General features: G+C 64.1%; 22 protein-coding genes. 16 read left to right on the forward strand and 6 right to left on the reverse strand.

The window, feature by feature from the left end:
• Positions 1-14: 14 nt before the first annotated feature.
• Both ATC04_RS09410 and ATC04_RS09415 read right to left on the reverse strand, forming a co-directional pair.
• Positions 15-362 (reverse strand): DUF4870 domain-containing protein, encoded by a 348-nt coding sequence (locus ATC04_RS09410; RefSeq protein WP_231735948.1) that lies wholly within the window; start codon positions 360-362, stop codon positions 15-17.
• A gap of 145 nt (positions 363-507) precedes the next feature.
• Positions 508-1,377, reverse strand: a complete 870-nt coding sequence (locus tag ATC04_RS09415) for a DUF3097 domain-containing protein (protein WP_047119147.1) — start codon at positions 1,375-1,377, stop codon at positions 508-510.
• A gap of 127 nt (positions 1,378-1,504) precedes the next feature.
• Here ATC04_RS09415 and hrcA point away from each other — a divergent pair, with 127 nt between their 5' ends.
• The 3 genes from hrcA to ATC04_RS09430 all read left to right on the forward strand — a co-directional run bounded on the left by hrcA (position 1,505) and on the right by ATC04_RS09430 (position 4,483).
• On the forward strand, positions 1,505-2,518 hold the full coding sequence (hrcA, locus tag ATC04_RS09420) for a heat-inducible transcriptional repressor HrcA (RefSeq protein ID WP_047119146.1): 1,014 nt from the start codon (positions 1,505-1,507) through the stop codon (positions 2,516-2,518).
• A 66-nt stretch (positions 2,519-2,584) separates the two neighbouring features.
• A complete protein-coding gene (gene dnaJ / locus ATC04_RS09425) occupies positions 2,585-3,706 on the forward strand; it encodes a molecular chaperone DnaJ (RefSeq protein ID WP_047119145.1) in 1,122 nt (373 codons plus the stop codon).
• Positions 3,707-3,709: 3 nt separating this feature from the next.
• Positions 3,710-4,483 carry a 16S rRNA (uracil(1498)-N(3))-methyltransferase gene (locus ATC04_RS09430; RefSeq protein WP_047119144.1) on the forward strand — a complete coding sequence of 258 codons (774 nt, stop codon included), beginning with the start codon at positions 3,710-3,712 and terminating at the stop codon, positions 4,481-4,483.
• Between the two features lie 81 nt (positions 4,484-4,564).
• Here the strand turns inward: ATC04_RS09430 and ATC04_RS09435 are convergent, their stop codons facing one another.
• Complete coding sequence (locus ATC04_RS09435; RefSeq protein WP_052772368.1) at positions 4,565-5,491, reverse strand: GerMN domain-containing protein; 927 nt, start codon at positions 5,489-5,491, stop codon at positions 4,565-4,567.
• Between the two features lie 302 nt (positions 5,492-5,793).
• Here ATC04_RS09435 and ATC04_RS09440 point away from each other — a divergent pair, with 302 nt between their 5' ends.
• Genes ATC04_RS09440 through era form a run of 4 tightly spaced genes read left to right on the forward strand, consistent with a single transcriptional unit; the run spans position 5,794 to position 9,554 of the window.
• Entirely contained in the window at positions 5,794-6,822 is a 1,029-nt protein-coding gene (locus ATC04_RS09440; protein ID WP_047119143.1) for a PhoH family protein, read from the forward strand.
• Positions 6,823-6,833: 11 nt separating this feature from the next.
• Positions 6,834-7,307: an rRNA maturation RNase YbeY gene (gene ybeY / locus ATC04_RS09445; protein WP_047119142.1), complete on the forward strand. Its 474-nt coding sequence runs from the start codon at positions 6,834-6,836 to the stop codon at positions 7,305-7,307.
• A 5-nt stretch (positions 7,308-7,312) separates the two neighbouring features.
• The gene (locus ATC04_RS09450; protein WP_047119141.1) at positions 7,313-8,602 is read left to right on the forward strand and encodes a hemolysin family protein; all 1,290 of its coding nucleotides are present in this window, start codon (positions 7,313-7,315) and stop codon (positions 8,600-8,602) included.
• On the forward strand, positions 8,592-9,554 hold the full coding sequence (era, locus tag ATC04_RS09455; protein WP_047119140.1) for a GTPase Era: 963 nt from the start codon (positions 8,592-8,594) through the stop codon (positions 9,552-9,554). The genes ATC04_RS09450 and era overlap by 11 nt, the downstream gene beginning before the upstream one ends.
• An 82-nt stretch (positions 9,555-9,636) precedes the next feature.
• On the opposite strand, the gene ATC04_RS09460 is transcribed toward era, so the two are convergent.
• Positions 9,637-10,908 carry an FAD-dependent monooxygenase gene (locus tag ATC04_RS09460; protein ID WP_231735949.1) on the reverse strand — a complete coding sequence of 424 codons (1,272 nt, stop codon included), beginning with the start codon at positions 10,906-10,908 and terminating at the stop codon, positions 9,637-9,639.
• A 199-nt stretch (positions 10,909-11,107) separates the two neighbouring features.
• Here ATC04_RS09460 and leuA point away from each other — a divergent pair, with 199 nt between their 5' ends.
• From leuA to ATC04_RS09475, 3 genes are all read left to right on the forward strand, one after another.
• The gene (gene leuA, locus ATC04_RS09465) at positions 11,108-12,850 is read left to right on the forward strand and encodes a 2-isopropylmalate synthase (RefSeq protein WP_047119138.1); all 1,743 of its coding nucleotides are present in this window, start codon (positions 11,108-11,110) and stop codon (positions 12,848-12,850) included.
• 103 nt (positions 12,851-12,953) lie between these two features.
• Positions 12,954-13,703 (forward strand): DNA repair protein RecO, encoded by a 750-nt coding sequence (gene recO, locus ATC04_RS09470; RefSeq protein ID WP_047119137.1) that lies wholly within the window; start codon positions 12,954-12,956, stop codon positions 13,701-13,703.
• Positions 13,700-14,506, forward strand: a complete 807-nt coding sequence (locus ATC04_RS09475) for an isoprenyl transferase (protein ID WP_047119136.1) — start codon at positions 13,700-13,702, stop codon at positions 14,504-14,506. The genes recO and ATC04_RS09475 overlap by 4 nt, the downstream gene beginning before the upstream one ends.
• Here the strand turns inward: ATC04_RS09475 and ATC04_RS09480 are convergent.
• Positions 14,503-15,534 carry an alpha/beta hydrolase gene (locus tag ATC04_RS09480; RefSeq protein ID WP_047119135.1) on the reverse strand — a complete coding sequence of 344 codons (1,032 nt, stop codon included), beginning with the start codon at positions 15,532-15,534 and terminating at the stop codon, positions 14,503-14,505. The genes ATC04_RS09475 and ATC04_RS09480 overlap by 4 nt on opposite strands.
• A gap of 60 nt (positions 15,535-15,594) precedes the next feature.
• Here ATC04_RS09480 and ATC04_RS09485 point away from each other — a divergent pair, with 60 nt between their 5' ends.
• The gene (locus ATC04_RS09485) at positions 15,595-16,659 is read left to right on the forward strand and encodes a quinone-dependent dihydroorotate dehydrogenase (RefSeq protein WP_047119134.1); all 1,065 of its coding nucleotides are present in this window, start codon (positions 15,595-15,597) and stop codon (positions 16,657-16,659) included.
• A gap of 537 nt (positions 16,660-17,196) precedes the next feature.
• On the opposite strand, the gene ATC04_RS09490 is transcribed toward ATC04_RS09485, so the two are convergent.
• On the reverse strand, positions 17,197-17,790 hold the full coding sequence (locus tag ATC04_RS09490; protein WP_047119133.1) for a DUF3043 domain-containing protein: 594 nt from the start codon (positions 17,788-17,790) through the stop codon (positions 17,197-17,199).
• A gap of 69 nt (positions 17,791-17,859) precedes the next feature.
• Between ATC04_RS09490 and ATC04_RS09495 the strand changes: the two genes are divergently transcribed.
• The 5 genes from ATC04_RS09495 to ATC04_RS09515 all read left to right on the forward strand — a co-directional run bounded on the left by ATC04_RS09495 (position 17,860) and on the right by ATC04_RS09515 (position 23,006).
• The gene (locus ATC04_RS09495; RefSeq protein WP_047119132.1) at positions 17,860-19,269 is read left to right on the forward strand and encodes a dipeptidase; all 1,410 of its coding nucleotides are present in this window, start codon (positions 17,860-17,862) and stop codon (positions 19,267-19,269) included.
• Positions 19,270-19,403: 134 nt separating this feature from the next.
• Positions 19,404-19,778 (forward strand): iron-sulfur cluster assembly accessory protein, encoded by a 375-nt coding sequence (locus ATC04_RS09500; RefSeq protein ID WP_047119131.1) that lies wholly within the window; start codon positions 19,404-19,406, stop codon positions 19,776-19,778.
• A 170-nt stretch (positions 19,779-19,948) separates the two neighbouring features.
• Complete coding sequence (gene coxB, locus ATC04_RS09505) at positions 19,949-20,878, forward strand: cytochrome c oxidase subunit II (RefSeq protein WP_181727997.1); 930 nt, start codon at positions 19,949-19,951, stop codon at positions 20,876-20,878.
• Positions 20,879-20,883: 5 nt separating this feature from the next.
• Entirely contained in the window at positions 20,884-22,602 is a 1,719-nt protein-coding gene (ctaD, locus tag ATC04_RS09510; protein ID WP_047119129.1) for a cytochrome c oxidase subunit I, read from the forward strand.
• Positions 22,603-22,604: 2 nt separating this feature from the next.
• The gene (locus ATC04_RS09515; RefSeq protein ID WP_047119128.1) at positions 22,605-23,006 is read left to right on the forward strand and encodes a cytochrome c oxidase subunit 4; all 402 of its coding nucleotides are present in this window, start codon (positions 22,605-22,607) and stop codon (positions 23,004-23,006) included.
• Positions 23,007-23,085: the final 79 nt, after the last annotated feature.

Consider the following 23,085-nt stretch of genomic DNA (forward strand, 5'->3'; position numbering starts at 1 on the left):
TGGCGTCCCTGCCGCTACTTCATCAACCGCAGGTTGATCGGGTAGCGGTAGGGGCGTCCCTTGTTTGCCTGGATCGCGGCATACGCGCCCATCAGGGTCATGAAGACCCACAGGCACACGGCGATGACCGCGAAGAGCCAGCCGATGCCCGGCAGCAGGTTCAGGATGTTCAGCACGATCGCCAGAATGGTCAGCGGGAAGGTGAAGTTGAACGCTTCCTTGGATTCCTGGGCGGTGAAGGGGCCACGGTCGCGGTAGACGGCGAAGATGATGGCCGAGGGAATGCAGCCGAGGATCGCGCCGAAATGCGCCATCATGGCCCACTGGCGGTCTTCCGACGGGGAGAGCGGCAGCGCGGACACGTTTGATCCCTCGAAACGCGAATTCTCAGATGATGGTACCTGGCGAGATGTCACGGAAATGTCCTTGTCTTACGGTGCGGCTTCTCCACCATGATATCGAGCTTCCGCTGACGCCCCGCCCAATGGCACCCTGAAAGTCCAAATCTTAGTCAATTGTTAGGAAACCGTAATCTTCCGTGGTAAGGAAATCGATTAGTTCCTCAACTTTACCCAATAGCGCCGGTTCCAGCTGTCCGTAGTGCTTGACCGTGGACAGGATCCGCTGCCAGCCGATGCCGATATCCTCGGCGGTTGCATGCGGCCAGCCGAAGGCGCGCAGCACGCCGGTTTTCCAGTCGGTCCCGCGGGGGATGACCGGCCAGGCCTTGATGCCCAGCGTGTCCGGCTTGATCGCCTGCCAGACATCCACGTACGGGTGGCCGAGGATCAGCACGTTGCCCGCAGCCCCGGGGACCTTCATGGCCTCGGCGACGATGCGCTCTTCCTTGGTTCCGGAAATCAGGTGGTCGACCAGGATGCCCAGGCGGCGGGTCGGCGAGGGGTTGAATTGGCGGATGGCCCCGGCCAGGTCGTCGACGCCATGCAGCGGTTCGACGACGATGCCCTCCACGCGCAGGTCGTGGCCCCAGACCTTCTCGACCAGTTCCGCGTCGTGCTTGCCTTCGACCCAGATGCGGCTGGCGCGGGCGGTACGGGCCTTGAGGTCTGCCACCGCGCGCGAGCCGGAGGCGGAGATCAAGGTGCTCGGCGCCTTGGCCTTCGCGACAGGTTCGACGATCTCCACCGGTTCGCCCTCCAGCAGGAAGCCGAAGCCGGCCTGGAAGGAACGGGTCTTGCGGTGGCGGTCCTCCAGCACGATCACGCGCATACCGCCGGACTTCTCGGTCTTTACGACCTCGCCGACCCAGCCGGAGACCGCATCTTCCAGGATCATGCCGCGTTCAACGGGCACCTGGCGGAGTTTTTTGGGTGCCGAAGCACTCAGGTCTTGCGGTCCCCAGGAGAAATTGGACACGGACTGCCTTTCGCTGTGATCGAATACGCTCGAAATCCAATGCTAGCAACTGCCGAAGGTATTAGACTTGGCACTTGACAGGTTAGAGTGCCAATTGTGCGGGCGTGGTTTCCCGGGAGGTGTTTTCGTGAGCGAAGTACGACGTCTTGACGTGTTGCGCGCCATCGTGGAGGACTATGTCCAGTCCCGCGAGCCCGTGGGATCCAAGGCGCTGCGCGAACGGCACAACCTCGGGGTCAGCGCCGCCACCATCCGCAATGACATGGCCCTGCTCGAAGAGGAGGGCTTGATCGCCGCCCCGCACACCTCCTCGGGGCGCATCCCCACGGAGAAGGGCTACCGCCGCTTCGTGGACGAGATCGGCGAGCTCAAGCCGCTGTCGCGCGCCGAGCGCGAGGCGATCAACAAGATCCTGGACAGCTCGCAGGACCTCGACGAGATGCTGCACAGCACCGTGCGCCTGCTGGCCCGGCTGACCAACCAGGTTGCCATGATCCAGGTGCCGCACTACGACACCGCGGAGCTGCGCAACCTCGACCTGGTGGGCCTGGGCTCGGGCCAGGTGCTGATGGTGATGATCGCCTCCAACGGCACCGTGGACCAGCGCATGATCGCGGTGACCCGGCCGTACTCGGACGAGGAGCTGGACAACCTCAAGCAGTGGCTGCTGACTTCCTTCGGCGGCCACCGGCTGGCGGACCTCGTCGGCCCGCTGAGCAACGAGGCAGTGGTTCCGGCGCAGCACGAGACGCCGCTCGTGGGCAGCGTGCTGCGGTCGCTGGAGGAAATGGCGCAGGCGGCGAACGTGCAGCGCATCGTCATGGCCGGCACCGCGAACCTGGCCCGCGTCGAGGGGGACTTCCCGCTGAGCATCACCCCGGTGCTCGAGGCGCTGGAGGAGCAGGTGGTGTTGCTGAAGCTGTTCTCCGAACTGGAGGCGGATTCGCGCGGCCTGGCCGTGGCCATCGGCACCGAGAACCACTACGGGCAGCTGACCGACGCGGCGGTCATCGCCACCACCTACAGCACCGACCAGCGCAGCAAGCTCGGCGTGCTCGGCCCGACCAGGATGAACTATTCCTCCTCCATGGCCTCGGTGCGCGCGGTGGCCCGCTACCTGTCGAAGATTTTGGCGAACTAGCCGCGCGGCCGGTTCGCAGCACAACTTGAGAAGTGAAATTTTAAAGGAAAGGACACGGCGAAGATCGTGAGCTCGCATTACGAGACCCTGGGTGTCGCCAAGGACGCGACCCCGCAGGAAATCAAAAGCGCCTACCGCAAGCTGGCGCGCAAACTCCACCCGGACGTGAATCCCAGCGAGGACGCGGCCGAGCAGTTCAAGCTGGTCACCCGCGCCTACGAGGTTCTTTCCGACGAGAAGAAGCGCGCCAACTACGACGCCACGGGCGACGAGAACGGCAACGGCCAGCCGGGCTTCGGCGGGGGCGCCGGATTCGGCGGCTTCGGCGACATCTTCGAGCAGTTCTTCGGCGGCGGCCAGGCGCAGGGGCCGATGTCCCGCACCCAGCCGGGCCGCGACGCGCTGATCACCATCACCATCGACCTGGAAGACGCCGTCAAGGGCACCGTCTACCCGCTGGAGATGGAAACTGCCGTCACCTGCAAGACCTGCCACGGCGACGGCACCCGCGAGGGCACCAGCCCGGTCACCTGCACCATCTGCCACGGCGCTGGCCAGGTCCAGCGCCCGGTGCGCTCCTTCCTGGGCCAGATGATGACGGTGGAAACCTGCGCCGCCTGCCACGGCTTCGGCACCACCATCCCGGATCCCTGCATCGAGTGCAACGGCGAGGGCCGCGTGCGCGAACACGTCTCCAAATCGCTGAACGTGCCGGCCGGCGTGGATTCGGGCACCCGCATCCAGCTGCGCGGCCAGGGCGAGGCAGGCCCGGGCGGCGGTCCGAACGGCAACCTGTTCGTCGAGGTCGACGTGCGCCGCCACAAGGTGTTCGAGCGCTCCGGCAACGACCTGCACGCCAAGATGACCATCCCGATGACCGCCGCGGCCCTGGGCTGCGAGCTGAAGCTGGAGACCTTCGACGGCGAGCAGACCCTGAACGTGGAGCCGGGGGCCCAGGACGGGGACACCCTGACCCTGCCGACCCTGGGTGTGCCGCGCCTGCGCGGCGGCAAGCGCGGGGACATCATCGTGCACCTGCAGGTGGAGACCCCGACCAAGCTGGACGCCGCCCAGCGCGAGCTGCTCGAGCAGCTGGCCACGCTGCGCGGCGAAGAGCTGAGCGCCGGACGCGTCGAGCATTCAGGCGGCATGTTCTCGCGCCTGCGGGACAAGCTGAACCAGCGCTAGGCCATGAGCAACCACAGTTTCGTGATCGACCCGCAGCAGGGGGCCGAGGCCCGCGTGGGCGACACCCTGGCGCTGACCGGGCCGGAGGCGCACCACGCGGTGGCGGTCAAACGCACCCAAGCCGGCGAGCAGCTGGACCTGCTCGACGGCACCGGGCTGCGCCTGGTGGTCGAGGTGGCAGCCGCCTCCAAGGAGCTGCTCACGGTGACCGTGCTTGAACGGCTGCAGGAGCAGCCCCCGGAGCATCCAGCCACGCTCATCCAGGCGCTGTCCAAGGGGGACCGCGACCTGCAGGCCGTGGAATCCGCCGTGGAGCTGGGCGTCTTCACCGTCCGCCCGTGGCAGGCCGAGCGCTCGATCGTGCGCTGGAACGCGGCGAAGGCGGACAAGGCGCTTGCCAAGTGGCGCGCCCAGGTGCGCTCGGCGCAGAAGCAGTCCCGGCGCAGCTTCGAACCCGAGGTGAAGGAGCTGGTCTCCAGCAAGTCGCTGGCCGCGGCGATTTCCGCGCACGCGGCCGCCGGCGACCTGGTGCTGGTGCTGCACGAGCAGGCGCGGGATTCGGTGGCCCAAGCCGTGTCCGGCTGGCTGCCCGAGGCGGCGCCGGGTACCGGCGTGGTGCTGGTCGTCGGCCCCGAGGGCGGCATCAGCGATGCAGAGCTCGACGCGTTCGTGGCCGCCGGAGCGCATCCGGCGCTGCTCGGACGCCATGTGCTGCGCGCCTCCACCGCCGGCCCTGCCGCGCTGGTCCTGGTGCGCCACCTGCTCGGCGAGCTCTAGCCGGATTAATCAGCGGATGCCGCGAACCCCGAGGGGTTTGCGGCATCCGCTGTTTATTTGGTGCTGGGTGGGCGCCGGCGCTCAGCGCACGGTGAACTCGGAGCTGATCTCGCCGACCTTGGCCTTGCTGCCGGCTTCCTCGCCCCAGACGCTCAGCGCGTAGCTGCCGGCGGGCAGCCGGGTGGTCAGCGTGAAGGATCCGTCGGGCTCCACGCTCTCGTCGTTGATCCGGTTGGCGGCGGTAATGACCTTGGACTGGCCGTCGGCGGCCTTGGCCTGCAGGGAGTAGAAGGTGCCGCCGTCGAAGCTGGAGGTGCGGCCGTGGAACTTCACGGCGCCCGCCGCGGTGGTGGTGCCGAACTGCGGGTCGATGATCCAGATCGGGGCCATGTACTTCGCGTCGCGCTGGTAGACGTCCTGCAGGCGGTATCCGCCGAAGACGGTGGCGTTCTGCTTCCCGTCGACCAGGATGCGCACGCTGGCGGGGGTGTCGCCGACCAGGATGCCCGCGTTGGAGGCCGCGGCGGTCGCGGTGAACACCAGCTGCTGGATGGCGCGCTCGGACAGGCCCTCGTCGAGCGTGGCGCTGAAGACCTTGGCCGGAAGGTCCAGCGTGATCAGGTTCTGGTTGTCGATGGAGACCCCGACGTCGTCGGTGGACTTCAGGTGCGTGTACCAGGCCGGGTCGGCCGGCTTCCCGGCGAGCAGGTAGGCGATCGCGTCGCCGATCGGCTCCTGGTGGCGGGTGTCGGTGGCGTATTCGCGGTAGAGGTAGACCCCCGAGTCGGTGTTCTCCAGCCAGTAGACCGGCATCTTCTGCCCGGGGAAAGCCTGTTCCATCGAATCGGTGGCCTGCGGGACACCCTGCGCCGCGGCGGCGGAGTCTGCAGGCATCTCGAAGCTGTCGTCGCGCGCGGCAAGTCCGCAGCCGACCACCAGGGCCACCGCTGCGATGACGCCGGTCGCCGCGAAACGTCGCGGGATTCGGCGCTTGTACCACTGCTGCACGTTGGGACCAGTCCATCTGTTCTGCGGGGATTCTTGGGCGCCCGGAACGAGAACGTGGTTCCGCGCGCTCATATAGCGTGACACATCAAGGTGTGCGATGAGGCCGAAATTCGCCAAACCTACCAATCCGTAACCAAATCTATACCTTTGCGACCTGCTCGGATTAGATTCATTTCATACTAGTTTCAGAATTTTCAGCGCTCGGCGGAGCGCTACGTATCGCGTTGGGAGCCGGGGACTAGCTAGACTGGACTTGCGCAAGTTTATTATTTTCCGAGCTCAAAAGGGGCACGAAGCACTGCATGCAGGTTGAACAGAACCAGAGGCAATCCGAGACCGGGCCGGCGACGCTGGCCATCACGTTCGAGACTCCCGAGCTGATGATCGCAACCCTGGGCCCGAACGACGAGTTGCTGCGCATCCTCACCGGCGCCTACCCGGACGTGCAGTTCCGCCCCAACGGGTCGACCCTGAGCCTCCTGGGCGATCCGGTCCAGGTGCGCAAGGCGCAGCGGGTGACCGAGGAAGCCAGGTCGCTGGCGCAGCGCGGCTCGCGGATGAGCGCGGAAACCATCGAGCAGATCATCAAGATGCTCAGCGCCGGGAACCGGGACGCCCCCACCGACGTGCTGGGGCTGAAGATCCTCTCCGGCCGCGGGCGCTCCATCCGGCCCAAGACGGTGAACCAGAAATCCTACGTGGATGCCATCGAGGACTCCACGGTGACCTTCGGCATCGGCCCGGCAGGCACCGGCAAGACCTTCCTGGCCATGGCCATGGCCGTCGCGGCGCTGCAGGACAAGCAGGTCAACCGCATCATCCTGACCCGTCCGGCGGTCGAGGCGGGGGAGAAGCTGGGTTTCCTGCCCGGCACCCTGAGCGAGAAGATCGACCCCTACCTGCGTCCGCTCTACGATGCGCTGCACGACATGGTGGATCCGGATTCGATCCCGCGGCTGCTGGAGGCGGGCACCATCGAGGTCGCCCCGCTGGCCTACATGCGCGGGCGCACCCTGAACGACGCCTTCGTCATCCTCGACGAGGCGCAGAACACCACCAGCGAGCAGATGAAGATGTTCCTGACCCGCCTGGGCTTCGGCTCCAAGATGGTGGTCACCGGGGACGTCACCCAGGTCGACCTGCCGGGCAACGCGGTCTCCGGGCTGCGCATGGCCAGCGAGGTGCTGGAGGGCATCGAGGACATCTCGATCTGCCGGCTGGACGCCAGCGACGTGGTGCGCCACCGGCTGATCGCTGACATCGTCTCCGCCTACGACCGCTGGGACGACGACCGCCGCAAGGGCCGCCAACGGCCGCGACATACGAAGTGAGCAGCGAAGCAATGAGCATTGAAGTCAACAACGAAACCGAGTTCGACGTCGATTTGGCCGACGTGAACAAGCTGGCGCAGTCGGTGATGAGCGCCATGTACCTGCACCCGGAGACCGAGGTGTCCATCGTCTTCCTGGATGAGGACGCGATGAGCGCGCTGCATGTGGAGTGGATGGACCTGGAGGGCCCCACCGACGTGATGAGCTTCCCGATGGACGAGCTGCGCCCCGGGCGCGAGCACGCCCCCTCGGAGGCGGGGATTTTGGGCGACATCGTGATCTGCCCGAGCGTCGCGCAGGCGCAGGCCGAAGCCGGCGGGCACAGCACCCATGACGAGATCCTGCTGCTGGCCACGCACGGCCTGCTGCACCTGATGGGCTTCGACCACATGGAGCCCGAGGAGAAGGAAGAGATGTTCTCCCTGCAGCGCCGCCTGCTGGAGTCCTACACCGGGCGCCCGGCGCCGAAGGAAACGGTGGAATAACCGCCGTGGGTATACTCCTGCTGATTCTCGCCGTCGTCTTCATCGCCTGCTCGGCGGTGCTCACGGCCGCGGACTCGGCCTTCTACGCACTTTCCCGCCACGCCGCCGAACGGCTGCGGGCGGATTCCGAATCCAAGGCGCTCAGCGCCATCCTGGACGACACCGAATCCCACGCCCAGGCCATCAAGTTCTGGCGCGTCTGGTTCGAGACCGCCTCCGCGGTGTCCGTGGCGCTGCTGGTGTCCACCCGGGTTCAGAACATCTGGCTCGCCGGGCTGATCGCCACGATCGCCATGGCCGCCCTGGGCTTCGTGCTGGTGAGCATGTCGCCGCGGCGCTACGGCCGCTCCAACGCGCAGCGCGTGGTGCAGGCCACCGCCCCGATGGTCCGCCTGCTGCGCCGCGCCCTGGGCCCGGTGGCGAACTGGCTGGCGAACATCGCCAAGGCGCTGAGCCCCGGAGGCACCGACGAGGACGGCTACCTGGGCAAGGAGCGCCTGCGCGACCTGGTGGACCGGGCCAGCGAGGGCGAGGACCTGGACGAGGAATCCGCGGAGCTGATCTCCGGGGTCATCGACCTGGAGGAAACCAACGTGCGCGCGGTCATGGTGCCGCGCACCGACATGGTGGTGCTGGATTCCGACCACACCTTCCACAGCGCGCTGGACCTGTTCATGGCCTCGGGCTACTCGCGCATCCCGCTGATCGGCGAGGACTCCGACGATATCCGCGGCATCATCTACCTCAAGGACCTGATCGGGGAGATCCACGGCCTGCAGCAGGCCAAGGACCTGCTCGAGCTGGCCCGCCCGGTGCGCTTCGTGCCGGAGTCCAAGTCCGCCGCGGAGCTGCTGCAGGAGCTGCAGCAGGAGTCCATCCACTTCGCGATCGTGGTCGACGAGTACGGCGGCACCGCCGGGCTGGTCACCCTGGAGGACCTGATCGAGGAGATCGTCGGCGAGATCGACGACGAATACGACCGCAGCCGCACCGAGCTTGTGGAAAACCCGGACGGCTCGCTGTTCGCGGTGGCCAGCGCCTCCATCGACGACGTGGCAGACCATTTTGACCTGCTCATCGACGAGGAGGACGTGGACACCGTGGGCGGGCTGCTGTCCAAGGCGCTGGAGTCCGTGCCCGTGCTCGGCTCCACCGCGGATGTGAACGGCCTGCGCCTGACCGTGGTCGCCCTGGCGGGGCGCCGCAACCGCATCGGCAAGATCCATGTAGAGCGTCTGGCCAAGGACGCTTTAGACCATATCGAGAACGACGAGGAATCCTCTGATGAGCGATAACCACACCCCGCGCGCCCTGGGCGAATGGCCCGAGGGCTTCCGCTCCGGCTTCACCTCCTTCGTGGGCCGCCCGAACGCCGGCAAGTCCACCCTGACCAACGCCCTGGTGGGCCAGAAGGTGGCGATCACCTCCGCGAAGCCGCAGACCACCCGCCACACCATCCGCGGCATCGTGCACCGCGAGGATGCGCAGCTAGTGCTTGTCGACACCCCGGGGCTGCACCGCCCGCGCACGCTGCTGGGCCAGCGCCTGAACGACCTGGTCGCCGAGACCCTCTCCGAGGTGGACGCGATCGGCTTCTGCCTGCCGGCCAACGAGAAGATCGGCCCCGGCGACCGCTTCATCGCCACCCAGCTGGCGCAGCTGCAGCGCAAGCCGATCGTCGCGATCGTGACCAAGGCCGACCTGGTGGACCGCGAGGCGCTGGCCGCGCAGCTGATCGCCGTGACCGAGCTGGGCAACCAGAACTTCGGCCCGAACGGCTTCGCCGCGATCGTCCCGGTCTCCGCGGTCAAGGAGTTCCAGGTGCAGGAGGTCGCCGACGTGCTCGTGCAGCAGATGCCGGCCGGCCCGCCGCTGTACCCGGACGGCGAGCTGACCGACGAGCCCGAGGCGAAGATGATCGCCGAACTGGTCCGCGAGGCGGCGCTGGAAGGCGTGCGCGACGAGCTGCCGCACTCGCTGGCAGTGGTCGTGGAGGAGATGGTTCCGCGCGAGGGACGCAGCGAGAACAACCCTCTGGTGGACATCCACGTCTCGCTGTACGTGGAGCGCTCCAGCCAGAAGGCCATCGTGATCGGCCGCGGCGGCTCCCGGCTGCGCGAGGTCGGCACCAACGCCCGCAAGGGCATCGAGAAGCTGCTGGGCACCAAGGTGTACCTTGACCTGCACGTGAAAGTCGCCAAGGACTGGCAGCGCGACCCCAAGCAGCTCGGCCGCCTGGGCTTCTAGCCCGCAGCGCCTCACCGGCATCCGCCGCCGGGATACGGCTTCCCGGCGGCGGATGCCGCGCTTAACGCCCGCAGGGGCACTACTACTTGGCCAGCGTCGCCACGATGCGCCGGGCGATGAGCCGGTCGATCGGCGGTACGTTCGAACCGCGGACCACCCACCGGCGCAGCAGCAGCCCGGCGCGGGTCGCGGGCAGGAAGCTTGCCGCGGCCCGCCGGCCCGTGGCCTGCGCGGTGCGCACCGTCACCTGCCAGCGGGCGGAGAAGCCGGCCAGCGCCGCGGGGATCCACTCCGGGTCCTCCAGGTGCTCTAGCGAGGCCGCGAGTTCCGCGGCGCCCGCCACCGCGAGCGATCCGCCCTGGCCGGCCAGCAGCGACACCGCGCCGCCGGCATCACCCAGCAGCACCGTGTTCCCGCGCGACAGCCGCGGCATCACCACTTGCGCCACCACGTCGTCGTAGGGCTCTTCCGGGCACAATTCCAGCAGCCTGTCCACAGCTGCCCCCAGCCCGGTGAAGTGCCTGCGCAGCCGGTCGCGGGCGTTCTGCGGGTCCCCGGGCAGCGCCCGGTACACCAGCAGGCAGGCCACGCGCCCGTCGTGCAGCCCGTAGTAGCCGGCGGTGCGACCGACGCTGTCGGTGAGCACGAAGCGGTTTCGGGCTCCCGCGTTGATCCCCGGTTCGTCCACGATGTACGCCGCGGCGCGCAGACCCAAATCCCGAAGGCAACCGGAGTCGGGACCGAATACCGCACCGCGCACCGCCGAATGCAGCCCGTCCGCGCCGATCAGCAGGTCGGCGTCGAACCATCGGGTTTCGCCATGCCGGTCCTTGGCCGCGACCGCGACCGAGCGCGGCTGCTGCGCGACGCGCGATGCCCGGTGCCCGTAGTGCAGGCGGACGCTGCCCGCTGGGGCGTCGCCGAGCGCGCGCAGCGCCGCGTTTTCCATGTCCGGCCGCAACAGGCTGAGCACGTTGCCGCCCGCCAGCTGGGAGAACCGTGCGTAGTCCAGGCGAGCGGTTTCCCGGCCTTCGTGATCGACATAGGCCGCGGCCTCGATCCGATAGGCCGCCTGGGCCAGATACGGGTAGATCCCGATGCGCTCGGCGGCTCGCACCCCGGGACCGAAGAAGTCCATCATGTATCCCTCCGGCCTCGGCTCTGGCGCGCGCTCCAGCACGTCCACTGACCAGCCGGCCAGGCCCAGTTGCCGGGCCGCGACCAGCCCGGCGATTCCCGCTCCCACGATGAGCGCCCGCATGCGACACCTGCCTTCCGCGACCCTGGCGATGGTCCCATTCTTCGCCCGCCGCTGCCTCCGTGTCCAGCGTCCTCCGAGTCCACAATGTGACACAAACGCGCAACAGTTTCAGTGCGGGCCACGGGCCGGTGTTATGCTCAACACGTGCATTTCGAGCTTCTACTACTAATCAGCCGCTGCGAGGATCCAACGGACCGCTAGTGGTCCCTCGGCCGACCCCTCGTTGCGGAGTAAGCTCTTGTCTGGCCCCACACAAACTACGCACCAACTTTTTGTCTAGGGGACAACCGAAATGCAGAACATGCAAAAGCCTTCGAACATGCCGATCCACAAGTATGTTCCGTTCCAGGACCAGATCGAAGTCAACCTTCCCGATCGCACCTGGCCCGACAAGTACATCACCAAGGCCCCGCGCTGGTGCGCCGTCGACCTGCGCGACGGCAACCAGGCGCTGATCGACCCGATGAGCCCCGAGCGCAAGCACAAGATGTTCGACCTGCTGGTGCAGATGGGCTTCAAGGAGATCGAGGTCGGCTTCCCGTCCGCCTCGCAGACCGACTTCGACTTCGTGCGCCAGCTCATCGAGCAGAACCGCATCCCCGAGGACGTCACCATCCAGGTCCTCACCCAGTCCCGCGAGCACCTGATCGAGCGTACCTACCAGGCGCTGGAAGGCGCCAAGCAGGCCATCGTGCACCTGTACAACTCGACCTCGATCCTGCAGCGCGAAGTCGTCTTCCGCCAGGACCAGGACGGCATCGTCGACATCGCCGTGCAGGGCGCGCGCCTGTGCAAGAAGTACGAAGAGCAGATGACCGGCACCAAGATCACCTACGAATACTCCCCGGAGTCCTACACCGGCACCGAGCTGGAGTTCGCCAAGCGCATCTCCGAGGCCGTGGCCGAGGTGCTGGAGGCCAGCCCGGAGAACAAGATGATCCTGAACCTGCCGGCCACCGTGGAAATGGCAACGCCGAACGTGTATGCCGACTCGATCGAGTGGATGCACCGCAACCTGGCCAACCGCGATTCGATCATCCTTTCGCTGCACCCGCACAACGACCGCGGCACCGGCGTGGCCGCCGCGGAGCTGGGCTACCTGGCAGGCGCCGACCGCATCGAGGGCTGCCTGTTCGGCAACGGCGAACGCACCGGCAACGTGGACCTGGTGACCCTGGGCATGAACATGTTCGGCCAGGGCGTGGACCCGCAGATCGACTTCTCCGACATGGACCACATCCGCCGCACCGTCGAGTACTGCAACCAGCTCCCGGTCCCGGAACGCAGCCCATACGGCGGCGACCTGGTCTTCACCGCGTTCTCCGGCTCCCACCAGGACGCGATCAAGAAGGGCCTGGAGGCCATGGAGGCCAAGGCCGGCGAGCAGGGCAAGGATCTGAACGAACTGGTCTGGGCCGTGCCGTACCTGCCGGTGGACCCGAAGGACATCGGCCGCTCCTACGAGGCAGTGATCCGCGTGAACTCGCAGTCCGGCAAGGGCGGCGTGGCCTACCTGCTGAAGAACGACTACAACCTGGACTTGCCGCGCCGCGCGCAGATCGAGTTCTCCGGCGTGATCCAGAAGATGACCGACACCGAGGGCGGGGAGGTCTCCTCCTCGACCATCTGGAACGTCTTCCAGGACGAGTACCTGCCGGCCGAGGAAGGCTCGGACCACAAGACCTGGGGCCACTACCGCATCGCCTCGGCCACCGCGACCTCCGACGAGGACGGCAGCTTCCAGCTGGACGCCAAGCTGGTCATCGACGGCGCGCCGCATGAGCGCTCTGCCGGCGGCAATGGACCGGTCTCCGCGCTGGTGCACATGCTCAACGAGGACGGCGTGGACCTGCGGGTGCTCGACTACTCCGAGCACGCCATGAGCGAGGGCGGCAACGCCCGCGCCGCCGCGTTCGTCGAGTGCGCCGTGGGCGACCGCATCCTGTGGGGTGTCGGCCTGGACACCAACACCAACATCGCGGCGCTGAAGGCAGTGGTTTCCGCGGTCAACCGCGCGATCCGCGACGCGAAGTAGCCGCCGCTACCGCAAGCGCACGTCATCAACGCCACGGCCGGCACATCCTCGCTGGCCGTGGCGTTGGGCATTCTGTCGGTGGCCAGGTGGGAGAATTGAGCACGTGTCAAGATCAGGTTTCGCCGCCAAGAGCTACCGCACCCGCGGCATCGTTCTGCGCACCCACAAGCTGGGGGAGGCCGACCGCATCATCACGCTGCTGACCCCCAACGGGATCGTGCGCGCGGTGGCCAAGGGCGTGCGGCGCACCTCCTCGCGGCTCGGGGCCACCCTCGAACCGTTCATGGAGGTCGAAGCCCAGCTGGTGATGGGGCGCAACCTGGACATCGTCTCCCAGGCGCAGCTGCGCCACGCCTATGGCCAGCTGCTGGTCGCCGACTACCCGAGCTACACCGTGGCCACCGCCATGGTGGAGATCGCCGAAAAGCTGCTGGAAGCCGACAGCGACTCGAACTTGCGCCAGTACCGGCTGCTGCACGGGGCGATCGCGCTGCTGTCCAAGCACCTGGTGGAGCCCGGCGCCGTGCTGGACTCCTATATCCTGCGTGCCCTGTCCATCGCCGGCTGGGCCCCGTCCTTCACCAACTGCGTGCGCTGCGGGAAGCCCGGCCCGCACGAGGCGCTGCATGTGCAGCTTGGCGGCGTGGTCTGCTCCGACTGCCGCCCGCCGGGGTCGCTCTCGCCGCACCCGGTGACCATCCAGTACCTGCAGGCGCTGCTGGAGGGGGACTGGGACACCGTCGCCCTGGCCGGGCCGCGCGCCCGCAAGCAAGCGGCGGAGATCACCGCCAATTATCTGCAATGGCACCTGGAGCGTGCCGTCAAGTCCCTACGCCATGTGGAGAGATCATGAAGAAGCTGCCCAAGATCACCGGCCGCCGCGGTCCGGTCGCACCTTTCGCGCACCCCCAGAACCCGGTCATGCCGCAGATCCCGACGGAGTTGATCCCGGAGCACGTCGCCATCGTGATGGACGGCAACGGCCGCTGGGCCAACCAGCGCGGCCTGCCGCGCACCGAGGGGCACCGTGCCGGGGAAGCCGCGCTGCTGGACGTCATGGCGGGCGCCGTGGAAATGGGCATCAAATACGTCTCCGTGTACGCGTTCTCCACCGAGAACTGGAAGCGCAGCCCGGAGGAAGTCCGCTTCCTCATGGGCTTTTCCCGCGACGTGCTGCGCCGCCAGCGCGACACCCTGAATTCCTGGGGCGTGCGCATCCGCTGGTCCGGCCGCGAGCCGAAGCTGTGGAAGTCGGTGATCAACGAGCTGCGCGAAGCCGAGGAGCTGACCCGCGAGAACACCGGCTGCCAGCTGACCATGTGCGTGAACTACGGGGGCCGGGCCGAGCTCGGCGATGCCATGGCGGCCATCGCCAAGGACGTCGCCGCGGGCAAGCTGCGCGCCTCCTCGGTCGGGGAGAAGACCATCGGCAAGTACCTTCACGCCCCGGAGCTGCCTGACGTCGATTTGTTCCTGCGCACCAGCGGCGAACAGCGCACCAGCAACTTCCTGCTGTGGCAGTCCGCCTATGCAGAGATGGTGTTCCTTGACCAGTTGTGGCCCGACGTCGACCGCCGCACCCTGTTCACCGCGGTGGAAGAGTACGCCAAGCGCGACCGCCGCTACGGCGGCGCGATCGACAAGCCCGGCGCCTAGCAGTCAAGCATCTTCAGCCACAGGTTCAGGTCCCTGAACGCGGTGGCGCGGGCAGGCTCCGCCGAGGTGAAGACGTCGTGCATGGCACCGTCGAGTTCCGAGAGCGTCACGAAGCTGCCGAGTTTCAGCGCGCGCAGGCGCGTCTGGGTGACGTCGATGACCGAATCGGTATGCTGCATCTGCTCGGAATACGAGGTGCTGAAATGCGAGGTCTTCGAGGTCAGCATCAGGATCGGAAGGCTCAGGTTCAGTCCCCGGGCCACTTGGGCGTGGCCTTTGAGGATCGTGTGCAGCCAGCCAGCAGTGGTGGGAAAGGCCAAGGTGGGGCGCCAGATGGGATGGATATCCCACTGGCCGCTGGCCTGGTCGCTGAGCGACTGCCAGTAGTGGTCGAACTGGTTGACCAACACCTTGCGCCGCGGATTGCTGCGCGACATCGCTTCCATCAGCCCGTTGATCGGCACGCGCAGGAACGCCGTGCCCTGGAACTCCAGCCACGGCGCGTTGAGCACCAGGCCCTTGATGTTCGGCGAAGTGCGCGAGATCCACAAGCTCAGGATGAGACCGCCCATGGAATGCCCCTGCGCCACCACCGGCAGTTCGGGATGTTCGCGCTGCAAGATGCCAAGGCTCGCGTCCAGCTCGAGGTCGAGGTCTTCCAGGGCCGAAATGTATCCGGGAAGCTCGTGCTCCTTGCGAAGGCTGCGACCGTGGTGGCGCAGATCCAGGGCGTAGAAGTGGTAGCCCCGGTGGTGCCAGAACTCGGCAAGTTCGCGGTTGTAGAAATAATCGCTCCAGCCGTGAACCGACAACACCACGCCCTTGGCCCGGCGGCCCAGTTTCCGGAACCAGCCGGAGGGCGCATACCGCACCAGTGTCGCGACTAGCGGCCCCTCGGCGTCGGACCCGAAGTCCAAGGTCTGGTACTCGTAGCCCGGTCCCAGCGGATCGGGCACCCAGACACCCGGCGGTGTGGACGGCAGGAATTCAGGCCATCTCGCTGCGGGAAGAAGTTCTGCGACCGTCATGAAATCAGCTTACCGACCTCAAGTTGTCTACAGACCCCATTTCACGGGAAGATTGGAACCATGCGCATTTATCCTTTGGTCTTCAAGCACGTTTTCGCCAAGATGGATCCTGAAAAGGCCCATCACTTCGCTTTCGATGCGATCAAGATCGCCCAGCGCGTTGGATTGACCAAGGCAGCCCGCAAATTCTTCGCTCCCGCTCCGAAGCTGAAGCGTACCGTGATGGGGATCGATTTCCCCTCGCCCTTCGGCCTGGCCGCAGGTTTTGACAAGGGCGCTACCGGCATCATGGCCTTGAGCGACATTGGTTTCGGCCATGTCGAGATCGGCACAGTGACCGGACAAGCCCAGCCAGGAAACCCGCAGCCTCGCTTGTTCCGTCTGGTTGAAGACCGCGCGGTCATCAACCGCATGGGATTCAACAACGAAGGCGCCGAGGTTGTTGCCGCGCGGGTGGCGCAGGCTCGCCAGCAGTTGAAGTCGGACTACGCGGCAAATCGCCCGGTGGTGGGCGTCAACATCGGCAAGACCAAGGTCGTCGAGCTTGGCGACGCGGTGGGGGATTACCTCGCTTCAACCCGACAGCTGGCCATCCACGCCGACTACCTGGTCGTGAACGTCTCCAGCCCGAACACCCCGGGGCTGCGTCTGCTGCAGAGTGTTGAAACGCTGCGTCCCCTGTTGACCGAGGTCGGCGAACTGGCCGACCATGTTGCAGGCCGACACGTACCGCTGCTCGTCAAGATCGCACCGGACCTGAGCGACGATGACATCGCCGATGTAGCAAAGCTCGCCACCGAGCTGGAACTCGACGGCATCATCGCCACCAACACCACCATCGGACGCGAAGGGCTGAAGAGTTCCGCGGCGATGGTCGAGAAGATCGGGGCCGGAGGCCTGTCCGGCGCCCCGCTGAAGCAGCGTTCCCTGGAAGTCCTGCGCCAGCTGCGAGCCTTGGTTCCATCCGAGATGGCAATCATCGCCGTTGGCGGCGTGACCGACGCGCAAGACGTGAAAGCCCGCTTGGATGCAGGTGCAAACCTTGTGCAGGGCTACACCGCATTCCTCTACGAGGGGCCTTTCTGGGCGCGCTCGATCAACCGTGCTTTGGAGCAAATGCTCTAACCAAGGCACAGCCAAACACTACAACGGAGCTTCGAACCGAATTGGTTCGAAGCTCCGTCGTTTTAAAGAGCGTGGAGACTGAACGCCGCTGCTTCACTCCCGGGCAATGTGGCCACGCTGCATGGATGCGGGGGAGTATCGACACACGAAGGGTCTTGTCTTCCAATAAACAAGATTGAAAGCTTGTTTGCAGATTTCTGTTCAAACGTGCGCATGAGAACTTGTAACCACGGGTACAAGAAAATTTCGCCGAACCAGCAATTTTCGCGCACTTCGCGACGTCAGACTCCGTCAGCTCGGGCCAAGCGCGCCTGACGTTGATAGCGCTCACGAATTTCCAGCCTCCATCAAAGCCCTGACCTTGTAAATGGTCGCCTGCCTGCCTGCGAAAGGGTGACAGGACAAACTTTAAAGCTGGTGAAACCATCCTCAGGGAGGCTCACCAAAGGTTGCGCCGCGTGCGGAATATGTCGATTTCGGTCAAGAGAAAAGGGCGGATTCCGAGTGGAATCCGCCCTTTGAAGTTGTCGGGATCGATTAGTCGATCGATGCTCCGCGCTTGACCTGCGGTTTAGGCAGGCGCAACTTGCGGAACTGCATTCCGCGCATCGTGGCATACATGCGAACACCGCGATCCAGCGAGCCAAACTTGGCGACGAGACGACGCTTCAAGATCGAAGTCGTGACGATTGCCTCGATGATGATCACGGCAATCAGGACCCAGAGGGCGCCCTGGACGTACATCTGTACGGCCAGATTACCGCTGAAAGTCAGCGAAACAACGAGGAAGGCGAGGATGAAGAACATCATGAACTCGCCTACCATCCACCGCGAGTCGATGAAGTTGCGTGCATAGCGCTTCTGCGGGCCCTTGTCGCGAGCCATGAGGTAGCGTTCATCACCGGTTTCGTTGGCAACACGCAGGCGATTCTGGGCCTCGATGCGCTGTTGGCGCTCAGCTTCCTTCGCGGCCTTGCGGTCAGTCGGGACCAACGGACGCTGGCGATTCGCCTGCTGCGCGTTGCGCTTGGGCGTCGGGCCAGCCTTACGACCGTCGGTCGATTCAGAAGCCTGCTCAACAGGCTCCACATTTACTTGGGATTGAGATTCATCCTTCTTACGTCCAAACACCCCTCTATCCTAGCGGGGATTGAATCATCACGTGACATTCGCAACCACAAGAATTGCTAGGCTGAAAGCATGTCATCAAATTCAATGCCTGAGGCCTCCGCACATGGTGTGGACGTAGCTAGCCTCAAGAACCACATCCAGTCGAACTTCGAGCAGATCCTCGAAGAGTTGACCTCGTTGGTTGCCATCCCCAGCATCGCGTGGGAATCCTTCGACCCAGCGAACCTCGAAAAATCTGCCGAAGCAGTCGCGGCTCTGGCCAAGGGCGCCGGCATGCCAAGCGTTGAGATCCTGCGCGAACCCACCGATTCGGGCGCCATGGGAGCTCCTGCAGTTGTCGCCCGTCGCCCGGCGGCCCCCGGCAAACCAACCGTTCTGCTGTACGCCCACCACGATGTACAGCCTCCAGGCGATGAAGCGGACTGGAATACGCCGGTGTTCGAGGCCACCCGAGTGGGAGACCGGCTCTTCGGCCGGGGAGCCGCAGACGACAAGGCCGGCATCATGGTCCATATCGCCGCCCTGCGCGCCGTCCTGGACTTGGTGGCGGACTTCGGCGTCGGTGTTACGTACTTCTTCGAAGGCGAGGAAGAAGCCGGTTCGCCGTCCTTCCGAAACTTCCTCGAAGCCCACCAGGACAAACTGGCGGCAGACGTCATCATCGTCGCCGATTCCAGCAACTGGGCCGTAGGAACCCCGGCGCTTACAAGCTCCCTTCGTGGTATGTGTGCTGCGGAGATCACCGTGCGCTCGCTTCGCCATGCGGTGCATTCTGGCATGTTCGGCGGTCCGATACTCGACGCCCCGATCCTGGCGGCGAAACTCATCTCCACCTTCCACAACGAGGACGGTGCCGTGGCCATCGCGGGCCTCGTGTCCAACGACGCGGCGGATGTCGACTTCGATGAAGCTGAATTCCGCCGGGATTCCGGTGCGCTCGATTCCTATTCGCTGGCTGGAACGGGAAAGATCACCGATCGCCTGTGGAATAAACCAGCGCTCAGTGTCATTGGTATGGATATGCCAAGTGTCGACCACTCCTCGAACACCCTGATTCCGCAGGCGCGCTTCAAGGTTTCAATGCGGTTGGCACCCGGGCAGGATCCAGCCAAGGCCCTGGAAGCCTTCGAGGAACACGTCATGAATGTGGACCTCAGGGGAGCCGAAGTGGAGTTCAAGGCGGTTGAAGCCGGCAATGCCTATCTGGCGGATCTGGCTGCCTCAGCCAATGGCGCCGCTTCGTGGGCCCTGGAACAAGCCTGGGGAGTTGTACCGGTTCACATGGGACTGGGCGGCTCCATTCCGTTCATCGCCGACCTTTCGGACGTTTTCCCGGAAGCTCAGATTCTGGTGACCGGTGTGGAAGATCCGGACTCGCGAGCCCACTCGGCAAACGAGTCGTTGCATTTGGGAGATTTCCAGCATGCAATTGAGGCAGAGGCGCTGCTTCTGGCACGGATTGACTCCGAAGGTCTATGAGCCGCGTCATAGACGCAGTTCAAGGGGGAGCTTTATTTGGGTCCCCGACGTAGGATAGAACTAAGAACAAAGGCCCCAGGTGCCCGTCACAATGATGAAACCTGGTGCCTAGCCAAGCAGTTTGGGAGGAAATGATGACTGCAGCCGTAGACCAGACCAAGGGTGATCCAACCGAGGTCCCAACTCACGACGTCAATATTTCAGATGTCGCAGCAGCCAAGGTTCGCTCGCTCCTGGAGCAGGAAGGCCGCGATGACCTGCGCCTGCGCATCGCCGTTCAGCCAGGCGGCTGCTCGGGCCTCATCTACCAGCTCTACTTCGATGAGCGCATGCTCGATGGCGATGCGGTCCGCGACTTTGACGGCGTGGAAGTTATCGTCGACAAGATGAGCGTTCCATACCTGGCCGGAGCCTCCATCGATTTCGAAGACACCATCTCCAAGCAGGGCTTCACCATCGACAACCCCGCAGCCTCCGGCTCCTGCGCCTGTGGAGATTCCTTCCACTAGGCCCTAGGGAACTAACGCCGCTGTTCAAACGTTGAAGAAATTTCTCGTTTGAACAGCGGCGTTTTTCGGTATTCTGGGCCCTGAGAGGGTAAGCTCTACGTTAAGTAGTAAAACTATGTTTCGCTTCATAAGCCGCCTCACCGTGCAAGCAGTAATTCGCGAGGTGACTTATGGAGACCACATTCTGCACCAACAAAGAGGAAGGGCCGTCTGTGAGTTCGCAAGACCGAACCGGCAGTCGCGGTAAAGCCAAGGCCAAAGTATTGGCCTTGGTCGGCACCAGCGCATTGCTGTTGACGGGATGTTCAGCGGAAGTTCAACGCGGTTGGCTTCCGAACGTGGACCGCGACACCACCAACCACACTGCAGCAATCCAGGACTTCTGGGTTAACTCGTGGATTGCAGTGGTTGTCATCGGTGTTTTGACCTGGGGCTTGATGCTGTGGTGCATCATCGCCTACCGTCGCCGCAAGAACGATACTGGCTACCCACGTCAGCTGAGCTACAACCTGCCATTGGAGATCTTCTACACGGCCATTCCATTGGTCCTTGTTCTGGTCTTCTTTAGCTTCAACAACAACCTGGTTAACAGCATCAACAAGCCTGTTGACTCGGAGATCGTCGTCGACGTTCGCGCCAAGCAGTGGGCTTGGGACTTCAACTACACCTTCGATGGTGGCCAGGAGAAGCACTACGCCGGCATTCAGGCTCACCTGAACGAAGATGGCTCCGAGGGCATTCAGGAAACTCTGCCAACCCTGTACCTGCCAGTTGGCAAGTCGGTAGAGTTCCAGCTCAACAGCCGCGATGTCATCCACTCGTTCTGGGTTCCGGCCTTCCTTCAGAAGCTGGATATGATCCCAGGTAAGACCAATCACATCTACCTGACCCCACAGGTTGAAGGTACCTTCGACGGTAAGTGCGCCGAGCTTTGCGGCGAGTACCACTCCGAGATGCTCTTCAACTTGAAGGTTGTCAGCGAGGCAGAGTTCAAGGCTCAGATGGCCAAGCTGGAAGATGGACACATTGGTGAAGAATACGATCGCAGTCCGGACACCGTGAACAGCGTGATCGTTAAGCACGAAGGGGAAGGAGAGTAATCGCTATGACTACGTTTGAATATGCAACTGACGACGTGAAGTCGATTGCCCCAGCCGTTGTGCCGAAGTCCAAGGGTCGCCTCTTCGTCGACTTCATTACTTCGACCGACCACAAGAAGATCGGGTACATGTACCTGATCATGTCGTTCGTCTTCTTCTGCATCGGTGGCGTTATGGCGCTGCTGATCCGCGCAGAGCTTTTCGAACCAGGTATGCAGATCCTGCAGACCAAGGAACAGTACAACCAGCTGTTCACCATGCACGGCACCGTCATGCTCCTGATGTTCGCAACCCCGCTGTTCGCAGGTTTCGCCAACGTCATGATGCCGCTGCAGATCGGCTCGCCGGACGTGGCCTTCCCACGTTTGAACGCACTGGCTTTCTGGTTCTTCGCCTTCGGTTCGACCGTAGCGCTGGCCGGCTACCTCACCCCGCAGGGTGCAGCCAGCTTCGGCTGGTTCGCTTATGCACCGCTGTCAAACACCACGTTCTCGCCGGGCATCGGCGGAGACCTGTGGGTCTTCGGTCTGGCTCTGTCGGGCTTCGGCACCATCCTTGGTGCAGTGAACTTCATTACCACCATCATCTGCCTGCGTGCACCAGGTATGACCATGTGGCGTATGTCGATCTTCTCGTGGAACACCCTGATCACTTCGTTGCTGATCCTGATGGCTTTCCCGCCGCTGGCAGCTGCTCTGTTCGCACTGGGTGCTGACCGCCGCTTCGGGGCGCATATCTTCGATCCGGAAACGGGCGGTGCCATTCTTTGGCAGCACCTGTTCTGGTTCTTCGGCCACCCTGAGGTGTACATCATCGCGCTGCCGTTCTTCGGCATCGTTTCCGAGATCTTCCCGGTCTTCTCCCGCAAGCCGATCTTCGGCTACAAGGGCCTGGTCTTCGCGACCATCTCGATTGCTGCCCTGTCGATTTCCGTGTGGGCACACCACATGTACGTCACCGGCTCGGTTGCACTGCCGTTCTTCGGCTTCATGACCATGCTGATCGCGGTTCCGACCGGTGTGAAGTTCTTCAACTGGATCGGCACGCTATGGCGCGGCTCGATCACCTTTGAAACCCCGATGCTCTGGAGCATCGGCTTCATGATCACCTTCCTGTTCGGTGGCCTGACCGGTATTATCCTGTCGGCTCCGGCTCTGGACTTCCACGTTTCCGATACCTACTTCGTTGTGGCTCACTTCCACTACGTGGTCTTCGGTACCGTTGTCTTCGCAATGTTCGCTGGATTCTACTTCTGGTGGCCAAAGTGGACCGGGCACATGCTCAACGAGCGTCTGGGCAAGATCCACTTCTGGTTGCTGTTCGTTGGCTTCCACGGAACCTTCCTCATCCAGCACTGGCTGGGTGTCATGGGTATGCCACGTCGCTACGCCGACTACATGCCTGAAGACAACTTCACTGCCATGAACCAGGTCTCCACCGTCTTCGCATTCATCCTGGGCGCTTCGATGATTCCATTCTTCTGGAACGTCTGGATCACCCACCGCAATGCCAAGAAGGTTGAAGTTGATGATCCATGGGGCTTCGGCGCTTCGCTGGAGTGGGCAACCTCTTGCCCTCCACCACGTCACAACTTCCACTCGATTCCTCGCATCCGTTCGGAGCGTCCAGCTCTGGATCTGCACCACCCGGAATTGAGCGGCCGCGTCACCCCAGAGTCTCCGGTAGCGAAGATCTTTGGCCCCGCTGATCAGAAGGACCTGTAAAGATGAAAGTTGAAGCATGGATGTTCCTGGGAGGAATTTTCTTCTTCATCCCAGTGGCTTTCGTTTACGGTTACATGACCAACTGGCAGGAACTCGTCGGGTTCCCTGCACTGCTGCTGACCGGCGGCCTGTGCGGCATGGTCGGCTGGTACCTGTACTTCACCGCCCGCCGTGTCGGCCCTCGTCCAGAGGACCGCGTCGACGGTGAGATCCACGAGAACGCAGGCGACATTGGACACTTCTCCCCATGGAGCTGGTGGCCACTGGTACTCGCCGGCGCTGCAGCCATCGGCTTCCTCGGCATTGCCGTTGGATGGTGGGTGTTCTTCGTAGGCGCAGGCCTGGCAGTGATCGCACTGGTTGGTTGGGTTTATGAATACAGCCGCGGTGACCACGCACACTAGGCACTAACCCTAACGGGGTGACAAGCAATATTGCTTGTCACCCCGTTAGTCTTTTAACAGCAGTATTCCTACCCGCTTG

Origin of the sequence: Arthrobacter sp. YC-RL1 (assembly GCF_001454985.1) — a bacterium.
GTDB lineage: Bacteria > Actinomycetota > Actinomycetes > Actinomycetales > Micrococcaceae > Glutamicibacter > Glutamicibacter soli.

Excerpts from the sequence above, each read along its gene's own strand:
- coxB (WP_181727997.1), top strand. The coding sequence starts at position 19,949 with ATGGAGACCACATTCTGCACCAACAAAGAGGAAGGGCCGTCTGTGAGT.
- ATC04_RS09495 (WP_047119132.1), top strand. The coding sequence starts at position 17,860 with ATGTCATCAAATTCAATGCCTGAGGCCTCCGCACATGGTGTGGACGTA.
- ATC04_RS09440 (WP_047119143.1), top strand. The coding sequence starts at position 5,794 with ATGCAGGTTGAACAGAACCAGAGGCAATCCGAGACCGGGCCGGCGACG.
- ATC04_RS09500 (WP_047119131.1), top strand. The coding sequence starts at position 19,404 with ATGACTGCAGCCGTAGACCAGACCAAGGGTGATCCAACCGAGGTCCCA.
- ATC04_RS09515 (WP_047119128.1), top strand. The coding sequence starts at position 22,605 with ATGAAAGTTGAAGCATGGATGTTCCTGGGAGGAATTTTCTTCTTCATC.
- ATC04_RS09485 (WP_047119134.1), top strand. The coding sequence starts at position 15,595 with ATGCGCATTTATCCTTTGGTCTTCAAGCACGTTTTCGCCAAGATGGAT.
- era (WP_047119140.1), top strand. The coding sequence starts at position 8,592 with ATGAGCGATAACCACACCCCGCGCGCCCTGGGCGAATGGCCCGAGGGC.
- ATC04_RS09475 (WP_047119136.1), top strand. The coding sequence starts at position 13,700 with ATGAAGAAGCTGCCCAAGATCACCGGCCGCCGCGGTCCGGTCGCACCT.
- ybeY (WP_047119142.1), top strand. The coding sequence starts at position 6,834 with ATGAGCATTGAAGTCAACAACGAAACCGAGTTCGACGTCGATTTGGCC.
- ATC04_RS09430 (WP_047119144.1), top strand. The coding sequence starts at position 3,710 with ATGAGCAACCACAGTTTCGTGATCGACCCGCAGCAGGGGGCCGAGGCC.
- ctaD (WP_047119129.1), top strand. The coding sequence starts at position 20,884 with ATGACTACGTTTGAATATGCAACTGACGACGTGAAGTCGATTGCCCCA.
- leuA (WP_047119138.1), top strand. The coding sequence starts at position 11,108 with ATGCAGAACATGCAAAAGCCTTCGAACATGCCGATCCACAAGTATGTT.
- ATC04_RS09480 (WP_047119135.1), bottom strand. The coding sequence starts at position 15,534 with ATGACGGTCGCAGAACTTCTTCCCGCAGCGAGATGGCCTGAATTCCTG.